The 15,342-nt window shown below is 46.6% G+C and carries 14 protein-coding genes; 6 read left to right on the top strand and 8 right to left on the bottom strand.

All coding sequences use genetic code 11. The annotated features are described in order from the left end of the window. Positions 1-209: 209 nt before the first annotated feature. Together L5M10_RS03390 and rluE are read right to left on the bottom strand one after the other, a co-directional pair. On the bottom strand, positions 210-704 hold the full coding sequence (locus L5M10_RS03390) for an NUDIX hydrolase (protein ID WP_113940537.1): 495 nt from the start codon (positions 702-704) through the stop codon (positions 210-212). Between the two features lie 45 nt (positions 705-749). Then, complete coding sequence (rluE, locus tag L5M10_RS03385; protein WP_263254831.1) at positions 750-1,526, bottom strand: 23S rRNA pseudouridine(2457) synthase RluE; 777 nt, start codon at positions 1,524-1,526, stop codon at positions 750-752. 344 nt (positions 1,527-1,870) lie between these two features. On the opposite strand from rluE, the gene L5M10_RS03380 reads away from it, so the two are divergent. Continuing rightward, positions 1,871-4,096 (top strand): NADP-dependent isocitrate dehydrogenase, encoded by a 2,226-nt coding sequence (locus L5M10_RS03380; protein WP_263254830.1) that lies wholly within the window; start codon positions 1,871-1,873, stop codon positions 4,094-4,096. Positions 4,097-4,416: 320 nt separating this feature from the next. On the opposite strand, the gene cspD is transcribed toward L5M10_RS03380, so the two are convergent. After that, positions 4,417-4,623 (bottom strand): cold shock domain-containing protein CspD, encoded by a 207-nt coding sequence (gene cspD, locus L5M10_RS03375; RefSeq protein ID WP_006081937.1) that lies wholly within the window; start codon positions 4,621-4,623, stop codon positions 4,417-4,419. 194 nt (positions 4,624-4,817) lie between these two features. Between cspD and clpS the strand changes: the two genes are divergently transcribed. Beyond that, positions 4,818-5,126, top strand: coding sequence for an ATP-dependent Clp protease adapter ClpS (gene clpS, locus L5M10_RS03370; RefSeq protein ID WP_006081936.1), 309 nt, complete (start codon positions 4,818-4,820; stop codon positions 5,124-5,126). A gap of 43 nt (positions 5,127-5,169) precedes the next feature. Further along, a complete protein-coding gene (gene clpA / locus L5M10_RS03365; protein WP_263148401.1) occupies positions 5,170-7,437 on the top strand; it encodes an ATP-dependent Clp protease ATP-binding subunit ClpA in 2,268 nt (755 codons plus the stop codon). A 116-nt stretch (positions 7,438-7,553) separates the two neighbouring features. Here the strand turns inward: clpA and infA are convergent, their stop codons facing one another. The 3 genes from infA to aat all read right to left on the bottom strand — a co-directional run bounded on the left by infA (position 7,554) and on the right by aat (position 9,265). Then, entirely contained in the window at positions 7,554-7,772 is a 219-nt protein-coding gene (gene infA, locus L5M10_RS03360; RefSeq protein WP_006081934.1) for a translation initiation factor IF-1, read from the bottom strand. An 82-nt stretch (positions 7,773-7,854) separates the two neighbouring features. Next, positions 7,855-8,565, bottom strand: coding sequence for an arginyltransferase (locus L5M10_RS03355; protein WP_028759740.1), 711 nt, complete (start codon positions 8,563-8,565; stop codon positions 7,855-7,857). Further along, entirely contained in the window at positions 8,552-9,265 is a 714-nt protein-coding gene (gene aat / locus L5M10_RS03350; protein WP_113940541.1) for a leucyl/phenylalanyl-tRNA--protein transferase, read from the bottom strand. Before aat ends, L5M10_RS03355 begins: the two co-directional genes overlap by 14 nt. Positions 9,266-9,319: 54 nt before the next feature. Here aat and L5M10_RS03345 point away from each other — a divergent pair, with 54 nt between their 5' ends. Both L5M10_RS03345 and L5M10_RS03340 read left to right on the top strand, forming a co-directional pair. Continuing rightward, positions 9,320-9,790 (top strand): glycine zipper 2TM domain-containing protein, encoded by a 471-nt coding sequence (locus L5M10_RS03345; RefSeq protein WP_028759742.1) that lies wholly within the window; start codon positions 9,320-9,322, stop codon positions 9,788-9,790. Positions 9,791-9,860: 70 nt separating this feature from the next. Next, entirely contained in the window at positions 9,861-10,613 is a 753-nt protein-coding gene (locus tag L5M10_RS03340; RefSeq protein WP_263162763.1) for a Nif3-like dinuclear metal center hexameric protein, read from the top strand. 156 nt (positions 10,614-10,769) lie between these two features. Here the strand turns inward: L5M10_RS03340 and L5M10_RS03335 are convergent, their stop codons facing one another. Together L5M10_RS03335 and metG are read right to left on the bottom strand one after the other, a co-directional pair. Then, positions 10,770-11,726, bottom strand: a complete 957-nt coding sequence (locus tag L5M10_RS03335) for an AEC family transporter (RefSeq protein WP_263254829.1) — start codon at positions 11,724-11,726, stop codon at positions 10,770-10,772. A gap of 269 nt (positions 11,727-11,995) precedes the next feature. Next, positions 11,996-14,065 (bottom strand): methionine--tRNA ligase, encoded by a 2,070-nt coding sequence (metG, locus tag L5M10_RS03330; protein WP_263176748.1) that lies wholly within the window; start codon positions 14,063-14,065, stop codon positions 11,996-11,998. 160 nt (positions 14,066-14,225) lie between these two features. Between metG and apbC the strand changes: the two genes are divergently transcribed. Further along, entirely contained in the window at positions 14,226-15,341 is a 1,116-nt protein-coding gene (apbC, locus tag L5M10_RS03325) for an iron-sulfur cluster carrier protein ApbC (RefSeq protein ID WP_006081927.1), read from the top strand. Position 15,342: the final 1 nt, after the last annotated feature.

Genomic DNA, 15,342 nt, shown 5'->3' with positions numbered 1-15,342 from the left:
CAAGCTCACTTTAAATCCAAGCTCACTTTACATCTAGGTGCTGTGCTGCTGATTGCTAAATCAAACTTTGCCAGCGCTATCAAATAAAATGAGTCCGCAAACTGTCAGTAAACCTCGCATTTACGGCCAACTATTTATTTGCTGTACAAGGCCTCTGCAGTAGCACACGCATTAAGCTTAGCCAGCCGTTTATGCGGGGCGGTATTCTATCACGCCTTGCTCGTTTGGGCTATCGTGAGGCGGTCACTATTGAGTAAGCTAAGGGGATAAGTTTGGCCATTTTGTGCCTGATTGAGATAGTCTTTTAAGCAATCGAGTACTAAGGGACTGCGCAGTAAAGATGGCTTGGCTTCTATCTGCGCAAGACTTAACCAATGCGCACTATGGATCGCTTTATCCTGCGGCGCAGGTGAGGGCATATCATCTAACTGCACGAAAAAAGTAAAGCGTACAAAGGCTAAGTCTTCACTGGCGCTGAGTTGATAAATGCCGACGAGTCCTTGGGCTTTGAGTGATAACCCCGTTTCTTCAAACACTTCGCGCTCACAGGCTTGGATTAAACTTTCATTTGCTTCTAAGTGACCCGCGGGTTGATTAAAGCGTTGCTCGCCTTCAATCCACTCTTCTACCATCAGATATTTGTCCTGTGAAGTTGCATGAACAATACATGCGACGGTCACATTGGGTTTATATCTTTGACTCATTGAGCCTCCTTTGAGTGGATTTGAATGCAGAAATTAGGCTGAAATTTAGACTTCATCACCGAGACGGATGCATTTGTGCTCACCCGATGGCAAATTATCTAGACTCCATTGGCCTATTTTATAACGGATTAATCTTAAGGTCGGAAAACCGATATGCGCTGTCATGCGTCTGACTTGGCGGTTGCGGCCTTCATGAATTTGGATTTCTAGCCAAGTTGTTGGGATATTTTTGCGCTCTCTCACCGGTGGATTACGTGGCCAAACGTCGGGTGAATCCATAATTTTGACTTTAGCTGGCAGCGTTACACCATCATTTAATTCAACACCTTGGCGCAGTTTTGTCAGTACATCTTCCGTCGGAACGCCTTCTACTTGCACCCAATAGGTTTTAAAGGTTTTCTTTTTCGGCTCTGTCAGTCTTGCCTGTAATTGACCGTCATTGGTCAGCAACAACAAGCCCTCACTGTCTCTGTCTAAGCGGCCTGCGGCATACACGTCAGCAATCGGGATATAGTCTTTTAGGGTCTTACGACCTTGTTCATCGGTAAACTGGCAAAGTACATCAAAAGGCTTATTAAACAGCACAATAATCGGCGCAATCGTTTGGCTCTGCACCGGTTTTGCCGCCGCAATTGCGCGTCGATTAGGATTTTTAAAGGGTTCTTTCTTTAAACTGCCATTGGCATTTCGTGCTGGCGCCACTTTGCTATCTACGGCGGTAGCGCGGTTGGCAGGGCCTCTGCTGGCGGGCTTAATCGGGCTCTTGGCTGGGGAACTTGCGCTGGCATTGGCACCTTTAGGTTGAAACTTGTTTTTGTTCATACTTTTGCTAACAGGAGGTTGAGACACGCTTACCTGACTTGATTGAGTCGTTAATGTGGTCATAGTGTACTTGGCATTCGCCGTTAGTGGAATTTGAATATTATTGCGAATGCTCTATGATGTCGGCCAGAAAATGTGATCTGTGCCTAAATGTTTATTAGGTTTTAATGAGTCGTTGTAACAAATTTTAGCTTGCGCGCAAAGACAGAAGGGCATTGAGAATTTGAAAGGTGAGGGCGTGGTCGATTGCCTTGATTGATATTTTCCCTGTGCTCAGATTTGTTCGCCATGCTATAAAATTATTATAAAAAATATTAAATTATTACAATAATGTAGGATGTAACATGAAAGATAACTCATCAACAATTATTTACACTGAAACAGACGAAGCGCCAGCACTGGCCACCCTCTCACTCTTACCTATTATCAGAACGTTTACCGACGCCGCGGGCGTTGCGGTTGAAACCCGTGATATCTCGTTATCGGGCCGTATTATTGCCAGTTTCCCTGAGCAACTGACCGAAGCACAAAAGATTGGCGACCATCTGACTGAGCTTGGCGAGTTAGCGAATCAGCCAGAAGCGAACATCATCAAGTTACCGAATATCAGTGCTTCGATCCCACAATTAAAAGCCTGTATCCTTGAACTGCAGCAAAAAGGTTACGACATCCCTAATTATCCGGATGAGCCAAAAACCGACGCTGAAAAGTCAATTAAAACACGTTACGACAAGATTAAAGGCAGTGCGGTAAACCCAGTACTGCGTGAAGGTAACTCAGATCGCCGTGCCCCATTATCGGTGAAAAACTTCGCCAAGAAAAACCCGCATTCCATGGGAAAATGGGCCAAAGATTCCAAGTCACACGTTGCCCACATGACTGACGGTGATTTCTACGGCAGCGAACAGTCTGTTACTTTATCTGATGCGGGCAGTGTGAATATCGTGCTGACCCCAAAAGATGGTCAAGAAGTAGTACTCAAGTCCAGTCTTAAGTTGCTGGCTGGCGAAATCATCGATGCTGCGGTGTTGAGTAAAAAAGCCTTAGTGAGCTTCTATGAGCGTGAAATCGAAAACGCCAAAGCAGAAGATGTGCTGTTATCGCTGCATCTGAAAGCCACTATGATGAAAGTGTCTGATCCTATTATGTTTGGTCACGCTGTGAAGGTATTCTTCAAGCCAGTATTTGACAAACATGCGGCGCTTTTCGCTGAATTAGGCGTAGATGTTAACAACGGTTTTGGTGATGTTTATGCCAAAATAGCGACATTACCTGCTGATAGCCGCGCCGAAGTCGAAGCCGATATCGCCGCCGTTTACGCTGCGCGTCCCGCATTGGCTATGGTTGATTCTGACAAAGGTATCACCAACTTACACGTGCCAAGCGACATCATTATCGATGCGTCTATGCCTGCTGCGATTCGTTCATCTGGCCAAATGTGGGGACCAGACGGTCAACTGCATGACACTAAAGCCATGATCCCAGATCGTTGTTATGCCGGTATCTACCAAGAAACGATTGCTTTCTGTAAAGAGCACGGCGCTTTTGATCCTAAAACCATGGGCAGCGTGCCAAACGTGGGCTTGATGGCGCAAAAAGCCGAAGAGTACGGCAGCCACGATAAGACCTTTGAAATTCCTGCTGACGGTGTGGTCAACGTTGTCGATGCCAGCGGTAAGGTATTGATGAGCCATAACGTCGAAGCGGGCGATATCTGGAGAATGTGTCAAGTTAAAGACGCACCAATACGTGATTGGGTTAAACTGGCCGTGCGCCGTGCCCGTTTAAGCAATACTCCAGCGGTATTCTGGTTAGATAGCAAACGTGCCCACGATGCGCAAATCATTGCAAAAGTGCAGCAGTATCTGCCAGAGCATGATACTGATGGCTTAGACATTAGCATTATGTCTCCAGAAGACGCGACGCGTTTGTCTTTGGCTCGCATCAAAGAAGGCAAAGATACCATTTCAGTTACGGGTAACGTTCTACGTGACTACCTGACTGACTTGTTCCCCATCCTCGAGCTAGGCACCAGTGCCAAAATGCTGTCAATCGTTCCATTAATGAACGGCGGCGGTCTATTTGAAACAGGTGCTGGCGGTAGTGCACCTAAACACGTGCAACAGCTTGAGAAAGAAGGTCACTTACGTTGGGATTCGCTCGGTGAATTCTTGGCTCTGGCAGCGTCTCTTGAGCATTTAAGCCAAACCGTGGGCAATCCAAAAGCCCAAGTGTTAGCCGATACGTTAGATCAAGCCATTGGCCAATTCTTAGATAGCAATAAATCGCCATCAAGAAGAGTCGGTGAGCTGGATAACCGTGGCAGTCATTTCTACTTAGCCATGTACTGGGCACAAGCCTTAGCAGCGCAAACGGGCGATGAGCAGTTACAAGCTCACTTCATTCCGTTAGCGCATGCGCTAGCGGCGAATGAGCAAGTGATTGTGGCTGAATTAGCGACGGCACAAGGTGCACCAGTCGATTTAGGCGGTTACTACCGTTTAGATGCGGCTAAGGCTAAAAAAGCCATGCGCCCAAGCGAGACGTTGAACAAGCTGTTGATTGCTTAATCCCGCTCGTTATCACTTTTAGATGGCGTGCGCGTCAGTGTGGCCATCTAAGTTGATGTAAAGTTGTAAGTCATTAGACTGATTTTAAAAAAGGGTCTGCATTGCAGATCCTTTTTTATACCCTAAATTTGCTGTCGAGACCGATGATAAAATCTTTTTGCTGGGATGTAATGGGTGATGTGCGGCGATTGAACTTGAATTAAATTCATGCGAAATGATGATGAGCGATGCAGTATTAAGTGGTGAGAATTGATGAAACACGCAGCAATAAAAAGGCAGGGACAAGTCCCTGCCTTTTTGATCATTGGCCTCACCAAACGTTATTTTGTTGGTGAAATGGCTGAAGCGTGCATCCCTTTTGGACCGGCTTCTACTTCAAATTGAACGGGTTGGCCTGCTTTTAGAGTTCGATAGCCTTCCATTTCAATGGTAGAATAGTGTGCAAAAACGTCCTCACCACCTTGATCAGGGCAAATAAACCCGAATCCTTTGGCGTTGTTGAACCATTTAACAGTTCCGCTTGCCATACTTCCACTTCCTTCTGTTGTCTACTTACCAGTAAGATAGTAAAACCTGTATAGACGGGTATTCGTTCACCGTCTGCACAACAGAATGTAAGGAGTAAATGCGGAAGTCAAGCTAAAATTAACAAAGGGGTAACAACTGATTAATTTGAACGGATCAATTGGAAGAGGCCAACACGAGAGGCTAGTATTAAAAAATGGCAAAGATAGGAAATATTGAACACGTTGAAGAACGTGTCGAATCAGAGTTAATGCCGCCTTCGATGTATAAGGTGGTGCTCAATAATGATGATTACACCCCAATGGATTTTGTGATTGAAGTTTTGCAGGTTTTCTTTCGCAAGAACGAGCAGGAAGCGACCGATATCATGTTGACGATCCATCACCAAGGAAAAGGAATTTGCGGTATTTTCCCGTTTGGGATTGCAGAAACTAAGGTGATACAAGTAAATCAATTTGCAAGACAAAACCAACATCCGTTACTGTGTTCGTTAGAGAAAGCATAAAACCGCTTTACTCTGTAGTCTGTTGTTAATTTTGGGGGTGCTTATGCTGAACAAAGATCTGGAAGTCACCTTAAATCTGGCGTTTCAGCAAGCCAGAGACGCGCGTCACGAGTATATGACAGTGGAACATCTGTTATTAGCTCTGATCGACAATCCTGCGGCTCAAGAAGCGTTAATCGCCTGTGGAGCGAATCTAGATAAACTCAGAGATGAAGTGGCAAGCTTTATCCAACAAACAACCCCAATTATTGCCGATATTGATGATGACAAAGAAACTCAGCCGACGCTTGGGTTCCAGCGAGTGCTGCAACGGGCAGTATTCCATGTGCAGTCATCGGGTCGCAATGAAGTGAACGGCGCTAACGTGTTAGTTGCCATTTTCAGTGAGCAAGAATCCCAAGCCGTGTATTTACTGCGCCGCTGCGATATTAGTCGCTTAGACGTAGTGAATTTTATTTCCCATGGTTTCGCCAAAAATGATGATGCTGAGTCACATCAAGATCAAGAACGTGTCGAAGATCAGGGCGAAGGCAGCGAAGAGCGCAGTATGTTGTCGCAATTTGCGTCCAACTTAAACCAACTTGCAAAGCAAGGGATCATTGACCCACTGATTGGTCGCGACCAAGAAATTGAGCGCGCGATTCAAACCCTGTGCCGTCGCCGTAAAAATAATCCACTGTTAGTGGGTGAGGCGGGTGTAGGTAAAACGGCGATAGCTGAAGGATTGGCGTATCGCATCGTCAATAAACAAGTGCCCGATGTAATGCTTGAAGCGACAGTGTATTCCTTAGATTTAGGTTCACTGCTGGCGGGAACTAAGTATCGCGGCGACTTTGAAAAACGCTTTAAGAACCTGCTAAAAGAACTTGCGGCGGATAAGCATGCCATCCTATTCATCGATGAGATCCACACCATTATCGGTGCGGGCGCGGCCTCCGGCGGCGTAATGGATGCCTCTAATCTGTTGAAACCTTTGCTATCTAGCGGTAATTTGCGCTGCATGGGCTCGACGACTTTCCAAGAATATCAAAGTATTTTTGAGAAAGACCGTGCGCTGGCACGTCGTTTCCAAAAGGTAGATATCAATGAGCCTTCAGTGGAAGAAACCACTAAGATTTTGATGGGGCTTAAGTCTAAATACGAAGAATATCATGGTGTTCGTTATACTCAGGCCGCGATCAGCAGCGCTGCAGTATTATCGGCCAAGCACATTAATGACAGGCATTTACCCGATAAAGCTATCGATGTTATCGATGAAGCGGGGGCTCGTATGGTGATGTTGCCTATGAGCAAACGTAAAAAGACCATAGGCCAGGCCGAGATTGAGTCGATTGTGGCGAAAATGGCACGTATCCCTGAGAAGTCGGTATCCGCTACTGATAAGGACTTACTGCGTAACCTTGAGCGTAACCTTAAGATGGTGGTCTTTGGCCAAGATAAGGCCATTGAGAGTCTGAGTTCGGCCATTCGCTTATCGCGCAGTGGCTTAGGTGCTGACAGAAAACCTGTGGGGAGCTTCTTATTCGCCGGTCCAACCGGTGTGGGTAAAACCGAAGTCACTAACCAACTGGCCAACTGCTTGGGGATGAAACTGGTGCGCTTTGACATGTCTGAGTACATGGAAAGCCATACAGTGTCACGCCTGATTGGTGCGCCTCCTGGTTATGTGGGTTATGACCAAGGTGGCTTGCTCACGGATGCTGTGATTAAAAATCCGCACTGTGTCGTGCTATTGGATGAAATAGAGAAGGCTCACCGTGATGTCTATAACCTGCTGTTGCAGGTGATGGATCATGGTACTTTGACCGATAATAATGGTCGTAAGGCTGACTTCAGACATGTGACTTTGGTGATGACCACTAACGCGGGTGTACAGGAGACTATTCGTAAGTCTATTGGCTTTACCCAGCAAGATCACACCCAAGATGCATTATCTGAAATTAATCGAGTATTTTCGCCAGAATTTCGAAATCGTCTCGATTCCATCATTTGGTTCAATCATTTGGACATGACGATTATCGCCAAAGTGGTCGATAAATTCTTGGTGGAATTGCAGGCTCAGTTGGATGCAAAACACGTTACTTTGGAAGTCAGCGACGAAGCCAGAACCTTATTGGCCGAGAAAGGCTACGATAAGAACATGGGTGCACGTCCAATGGCTCGGGTCGTGACCGAATTGATCAAACGTCCATTGGCAGACGAGATCTTATTTGGTGTCTTAGAGTCAGGCGGTGTTGCGTATGTGGATGTGAAGGAGGGCGAGATTGTCATTCGTACCGAACGTCACGAAAAAGCCACAACAAAAGCTTAATGCTTGATTATCCGTTAGTTTTAGACATAAAAATGGCTGCAATTGCAGCCATTTTTTTCATCTTTCGCAAACAAAAAAACCCGGCCTTGCCGGGTTTTTAAATCTAAGAGGCTATATCAGCGTGCGCGGAAGACAATGCGACCTTTGGTCAGATCATAAGGAGTCAGCTGGACGGTAACTTTATCGCCAGTGAGGATCCGGATGTAGTTTTTACGCATTTTGCCTGAAATGTGGGCTATCACCACATGACCATTTTCAAGCTCTACACGAAACATTGTGTTTGGCAAGGTTTCAAGGATAGTGCCTTGCATTTCAATGTTGTCTTCTTTCGCCATTAATTAATTATCCCATTAGCCTTCGAATATAAAAAACGGGCGTATCATGCCCCAAATTCCCCCCGCTGTAAAGGGGAAGTACTTAGCAAACTTGGGAATACTCCCAGCCCGTCGGTGTCAGAATTTGATAAGGGCGATACAAACGCTTGTAAGACATCTTACGGTTTTCATCTATTTGATATCCGAGATAAACAAATTCTTTATTCATGAGTTTCGCCAGTCGACACTGAATTAAAATTAACAGTGCGCCGAGGGAGCGATGTTCTTCGTCGGGGTCAAAATAGCTGTAAATTGCCGAAAGACTATTGGGCAAACTATCAGTGACCGCAACTGCCAATAATTTATTTCCATCATAGACTTCGATAAATGTTGGCGGTAACCAATGGCAAAAAAGAAAGTGATTATATTGATCTTCACTCGGGGGAAACATGGGGCCGTCAAAATGTCGCCCACGAATGTAATGTTCATATAGCGTATATTGCTCGGCGGTTTGCTCCGATGTTATTCGCCAGGTCAGATCTTGGTTTTTTGCTAAAGTGCGTTTTTGGCGTTTCGATGGGACAAATTCATGCGTTGGTACACGGATTGGTTGGCATGCACTGCATCTAGGGCAACGTGGTTTGTAGATAGAGCTACCACTGCGGCGAAAACCCACTGCGAGCAAACGCTCAAATAAAATGGGATCGAGCGTATCTTCTTGGATGACGAGTAGCTGCTCCTGCTGGCCATCAAGGTAGCTGCAGGGAAATATTTGACTGATACCGATAGCGATCGATGCTTTACTCGAGTTCAAGGATGACCTCTTTAGTGGCCCAAGTATTTGGGTCCACGGGATTGTTTCTCAGTTCGCTCAGTAACGTTATAAAATCAATGCGTTTAATAGCTTTAGCTCCCAAACTTTCTAGGTGGGGATTCATCACTTGTGCGTCGATGAGTTTGAATCCCATCTTGAGTAAATGTTGTTGCAGTGCTGCAACGGCGGCCTTGGACGCATTGGTTTTACGGTGAAACATGGATTCGCCGCAAAATACTTGGCCGATCGCTAAGCCGTAAAGCCCACCGATTAAACGTTCACCTTCCCACACTTCAATGGAGTGGGCATGACCTGTGTGATGCAATTCGCGATAGGCCATTTGAATTTCTTGGGTGATCCAAGTGCCGCTCTGTTTTTCTCTTGGCTGCGCGCATCCAGCCATCACATCGGTGAAAGCGTGATTGATTGTGATCCGCCAAGGTTGTTTTTTTAAGTATTTACGCAGGCTGGTGCTGATGTGAATTTCACCTGGAATAAACACGGCGCGGGGATCCGGTGACCACCATAGGATGGGATCGTCAGAATTAAACCAAGGAAAAATACCGTTGTAGTAAGCAGAGAGTAAACGTTCAGGACGTAAGTCGCCGCCGATAGCCAATAAACCATTAGGATCGGTTAAGGCGTGCTCGGGCGAAGGAAAAGCGTCAAATTCGTGATTCAGGAAAGACAGTGACTTCACAATTGAGTATGATTTAGTTATAGACCTTATTATTAAGTTAGCGGAAATTCAGATATGTGGAAACCTACTCTAGCAAGCTTTATGTTTATTTTTGCTTTTATCATCAGTCCCGCTAATGCTGGCTATGATCGCAATCAAGCCGTGCCAGTTGAGAAAGTACTCTATGGCGATATCACTTCGGTACGTAATATCACCGAAACCCAGTTAATTGAAGACCGTAATCAAGGTTGGAAAACCTTCGGCGGCGCCTTAGCGGGTGGGGTGATTGGTAATCAGTTTGGTGGCGGTTCGGGTCGAGATGTGGCGACGATTTTAGGTGCCTTGATTGGTGGGGGGATCGGTAACCGTTATGGCAGCGGTACTAGCGTGCAATCGTTTAAGCTGGTGGAACTGATGATCAATCAAGAAGATGGCACTCAGGTCATGGTGATCCAAGATTACGATGCTGGCATGACGTTTAACGCGGGTGACAGAGTTCGAGTGGTGTACCTGCAAGGTGGCGTGCGTGTTGATATCGCGATGTAAGCGATTGTCTCATCTTGAATAAGTGCTCATCTTCAGTAAATGGTCATCTAGAGTAACGGACGGTAATGCAATGACACGGACAGAACTAAGCCAATATTTAGCCGATTTTTTACATGTGTCGGCCTTTAAGGATTACGCACCCAATGGGCTGCAGGTAGAAGGCAAGGATGAGATCCGCACCTTAGTCACGGGCGTGACAGCGTGTCAGGCCTTGATCGATGAAGCGATTCGATTAAACGCCGATGCGATATTGGTTCATCACGGCTTTTTTTGGAAGAATGAGCCTGAAGTGATCACAGGCATGAAACAACGCCGAATTAAGGCGCTGCTCAAGCATGATATTAGCTTGTTTGGGTATCATTTACCCTTAGATGCCCACCCAATGCTCGGTAATAACGCGACTTTGGGGAGACAGCTTGGGATCGTCGACGCAGAAGCCATCGAAGAGGTGGCTCAGGGGCTACTGTGGCGTGGAAAACTTGATCTTGCAGTCAGTGCTAGCGAATTTTCTCACACTCTTGAGAATGCGTTAGGCAGAGCCCCACTGCACATTGGTGATCGCGATGCTAAGATCCAACATGTAGCTTGGTGTACTGGTGGCGCACAGGATTATATCGATGTTGCGGCGAGTTTAGGTGTGGATGCGTTTATCAGTGGTGAAGTGTCCGAGCGAACGTTCCATAGTGCGGTAGAGCAGGGCATACATTATTTTGCGGCGGGGCACCATGCGACAGAACGTTTTGGCATTCAAGCCTTAGGCCGTCACCTCGCCCGCGAGTTTGATCTCGTGCACCATTTTGTGGATATCACCAATCCGGTCTAATCCATTCATAAAGCGGCTTATGATGACCATCTAACTGTTTTATTCCTAAACGAAAGGCGAGCATGGCTCGCCTTTTTTATTGTGGTTTATTATTACTTATAGTCACTCAAATCCGTTTCTCTAGCGTTTGTGCAATCAGCTCTTAGCCTTTAGCTGCTAGATCAGCCCAAAAGTGGACAATACAAAGATGCCTAAGGTGCACGTGATCAGCGAGCAGACTGTGGTTAGCGCAATAATATTGGCCGCAAGGGGCGCATTGCCACCCATGGCGCGCGCCATCACATAGCTTGCGGCTGCGGTGGGTGCAGAACTCATTAAAAAGACCATTGCTAACTCAATCCCTCGATAACCCAACAGCAAGGCCCCAATAGTGATAAAAAGCGGGGCAAAGATCAGTTTCAATGCGGTCGAGAACCAAGTTGTATGCTTTTCATGTTTGAGTGAACCAATATCGAGCGAGCCGCCGGTACACAGTAGCGCTAATGGCAGGGTCATATTGGCAAAGTATTGTCCCGCATCGAGCACCATTTTCGGTACTGGAATAGCAAGCAAATAGAAAAAGATGCCGGCCATAATGGCAATGATCAACGGATTTTTGGTGATGGTCTTGATGATCACGCCAAATGCACGTTGGCTGGATTCTTCACCTTTAGGGCTTAGGCAAATAACCGCTTGAATGTTATACAGCAGCGTCATCGAGGCAACATAGACTGCGGCTAAGGCAACACCAGAACTCCCATAGGCGTTGGAAACGTAAGCTAAGCCGATAATGGCGGTATTGGCCCTAAAACCCCCTTGAATAATCACTCCTTGGTCTTTGTGCTTGGAAAATAGCCGCCCAGTTGCATAGGTGGAGAGTAGAAAAAACAGGAAATTGGCTGCTAAACCATAGCCAATTAAGGGCGCGCTGGAGGCGAGATCGTGATTGGAACTAATGATGCTAAGGAACAGCAATGCTGGCAGCGTCACGTTAAAGACTAATCTTGATGCAACATCAATAAAGTTTTCATTGATGACTTGGGTGCGTTTTAGGATCACACCGAGCGCTAACATCAAACAGATTGGGCCCGTAATCGAGGCCGAAAACAGCAACTGCTCAACGATATTTCCCATAACGACTCCTCGAGTTATTCAGTTAGCACTGCGTCGATTTTAGACTTGTCACTGATATGAATGTCACATTGCCGTGAATATCTTGTCGATAGAAATACGAGTTTTAACTCGGTCTCTTAAACCACTCAGTTAAAATTAAATGGCTTAAACTCAGTCTTTTAAAAGACGAAGTGATACTCGGCACCACGAATTGACTAGCAGTCAAAACCAACAAATAAGGCCACATAAAATGCGGCCTTATTGATTTTTCGAGCGTTATCTAGCGCAGATTACTTAACCCGCATGCCAGGCTGTGCGCCTTCATGGGGTTCTAAAATCCACAGGTCGCTGCCACCAGGGCCAGCGGCCAAAACCATGCCTTCTGACATACCAAAACGCATCTTACGTGGTGCTAAGTTAGCCACCATCACAGTTAGTTTGCCTTCAAGGTCTTCTGGCGAATAGGCCGATTTGATCCCTGCAAACACTTGGCGTGTTTCGCCACCGATGTCGAGTTGTAACTTCAGTAACTTGTCGGCGTCAGCAACATGCTCGGCTTTCACGATACGAGCGATACGCAGGTCGATTTTCGCAAAATCATCAAAGTTGATGGTCTCACTGATAGGATCGTCAATCAGTGGCTCACTACTAACCGATGAAACTTTAGCTGTTTTTTCAGGCGCAGCCGTCTTTGGTGCATCGGCCGTGACTTGCAGGTTATCCTTAGAGTCGGCAACCATAGCATTGACTTTATCGAGCTCAACACGTTGCATCATGGCTTTGAATGGCGCGATTTCATGACCCGCTAAATCTTGGTTCAATGCATTCCAAGTGAGCGGTAGTTGGAAGAAGGCTTCCACATCTTGGGCTAAACGTGGCAATACAGGTTTTAGATACGTCACGAGAATACGGAACAGATTCAAGGCATTTGAACACACTTGATGGGCCGCTTCCTGTTGATCATCGTGTTTCACCATTTGCCAAGGTGCTGCATCGGCTACAAAACCGTTAGCAATATCCGCCAGTGCCATGATTTCGCGCATTGCTTTGCCGTATTCGCGGCCTTCGTAAAATTCGGCAATCACCTCTTGCTTGGCTAGAAACGCCTCAGTCAGTTTGGTGTCGTTAATTTTCGCTAGCTTGCCATCGAAACGTTTAGTGATAAAACCTGCGGTGCGCGAGGCTAAGTTCACTAGCTTACCGACTAAGTCTGAATTCACGCGCTGGGCGAAATCTTCGAGATTTAAATCTAAATCGTCGATACGGCTGCTGAGTTTGGCGGCGTAGTAGTAACGTAAATATTCAGGATCTAAATGATCTAAATAAGTTCGCGCCTTGATGAAAGTGCCTTTGGATTTTGACATCTTAGCGCCGTTGACCGTCACATAGCCGTGGGCATAGACGCTGTTTGGCTGGCGGTAACCTGAGCCGTGTAACATGGCTGGCCAAAACAGACTGTGGAAGTAGACTATGTCTTTACCGATGAAGTGATAAACCTCGGCGGTTGAATCTTTGCCCCAGAATTCCTCAAAGCTCAGCTCAGGGCGTTTGTCACAGAGGTTTTTGAACGAACCCATATAACCGATAGGCGCATCTAGCCAAACGTAGAAATACTTACCTGGCGCATCGGGAATTTCGAAACCAAAATACGGTGCATCACGGGTGATATCCCATTGCTGCAGACCTTGCTCGAACCATTCGTCGAGTTTATTGGCCATTTCGACTTGCAGGGCACCAGAGCGAGTCCACTCTTTTAGCATGCCTTCGAAGGCGGGCAGGTCGAAGAAAAAGTGCTCAGTGTCTTTCATCACTGGTGTCGCACCCGATACCGCTGATTTTGGATTGATGAGCTCAGTTGGGCTGTAAGTCGCGCCGCAGGCATCACAGTTATCGCCGTATTGATCCAGTGACTTACACTTAGGACAAGTGCCTTTTACGAAGCGGTCTGGCAGGAACATGGATTTCTCAGGATCGAACAGCTGAGAAATACTCTTGCTCTTGATATAGCCATTCGCACGTAGCTTGAGATAAATATCACTCGCCAGTACGCGGTTTTCATCGCTGTGGGTGCTGTGATAGTTATCGAAGGCGATATTGAAATCGGCAAAATCCTGCTGATGTTCTTTGTTCACTTGTGCAATCATGTCTTCTGGTGCTATGCCTAATTGCTGTGCTTTAAGCATGATTGGCGTGCCATGGGCGTCATCGGCACAAATATAGTGGCACTCATGTCCACGAAGCTTTTGATAACGCGACCAGATATCTGTCTGTATGTATTCCAGCATGTGACCTAAATGTATCGGTCCGTTTGCATAGGGAAGTGCGCTGGTCACGAGAATTTTACGTTGTGAAGTTGCCATCTTGTCTCAAATATCGTGGTGGGCCAAAAATATTGGTAGAGATACTAACCGATTACAGGATGATTTTCATCAAAACCTGAGCCAATTGAGCTAAATCTGCGCTAATGTTTTCTGCATTATCTGGTACACTTGGGCAAATTTATTGGTGGGGGTAATTCTTTTGTCTTCAACTCAAACTGATTATCGTCTGAATGACGATCTTCTCGGGCCAGTTCTGGCTATTCTCGATTCATTTGTTGACCCGTATCTCGCGAAAGGGTTAGTGAGCGCAGGATGCGTAAATAAGCTGGCATTGGAAGGTAAGCGTTTGCAGCTTGGCTTAGTCTATCCATACCCTTGTATGACTCAGTATCGCGACACTGTCATGGCGCTGACGAATAAGTTAGCGGTGCTCGATGCTATTGATGAAGTCGAGTGTGAAATCGATTTTCAACCTAAAGCCTACTCAGCGTTATCTTCTATTGCGCCGATTGCCAATGTGAAGCAAGTGATTGCCGTAGCCTCAGGTAAGGGCGGCGTGGGTAAGTCAACCACAGCGGTGAACTTAGCTTTGGCATTAGCGGCCGAAGGTGCGCAGGTGGGTATTCTCGATGCCGATATTTACGGCCCGTCAGTGCCTATGATGTTAGGTATCCCTAATTTCAGACCGCTTTCCCCCGATGGCAAACATATGACAGCCGCCAGTGCCCATGGTATTGCCGCGCAGTCGATTGGTTTTATGCTCAGTGGTGATGAAGCTGCCGTGTGGCGTGGCCCAATGGCCGCGGGCGCGTTGGCCCAGTTACTGAATGAAACACAATGGCCAGAACTGGATTATTTAGTCGTTGATATGCCACCAGGCACAGGGGATATTCAGCTCACGTTATCGCAAAAAGTCCCTGTGAGCGGCGCTGTTATCGTGACTACACCGCAGGATATCGCGCTGGCCGATGCCAAGAAGGGCATCAATATGTTCCAGAAAGTGAACATTCCTGTGCTGGGTATTGTCGAGAACATGAGTTTCCATTTATGTCCTGAGTGTGGTCATAAAGAACATCCATTTGGAACTCACGGCGGCAGTAAAATCGCTGAACGCTATCAAGTTCCACTGTTAGGCGCTTTGCCGCTGCACATTAATATCCGTGAAGCCATGGATAATGGTGCGCCGACCGTCGTTGCCGAACCTGACAGTGAAGTCGCAGCTCTTTATCGGGAAATTGCCCGTAAAGTGGGCGCAGAACTGGCTTTAAAGCAAAGCCAGAAAACAGTTTCTATTAGTGTTTCAGATGACGAGTAAG

It is taken from the genome of Shewanella sp. SM32, from assembly GCF_025654235.1.
Classification (GTDB): Bacteria; Pseudomonadota; Gammaproteobacteria; order Enterobacterales; family Shewanellaceae; genus Shewanella; species Shewanella oncorhynchi.
Note: the sequence above shows the minus strand (reverse complement) of the source record. Positions and strands in the feature narration are given on the sequence as shown.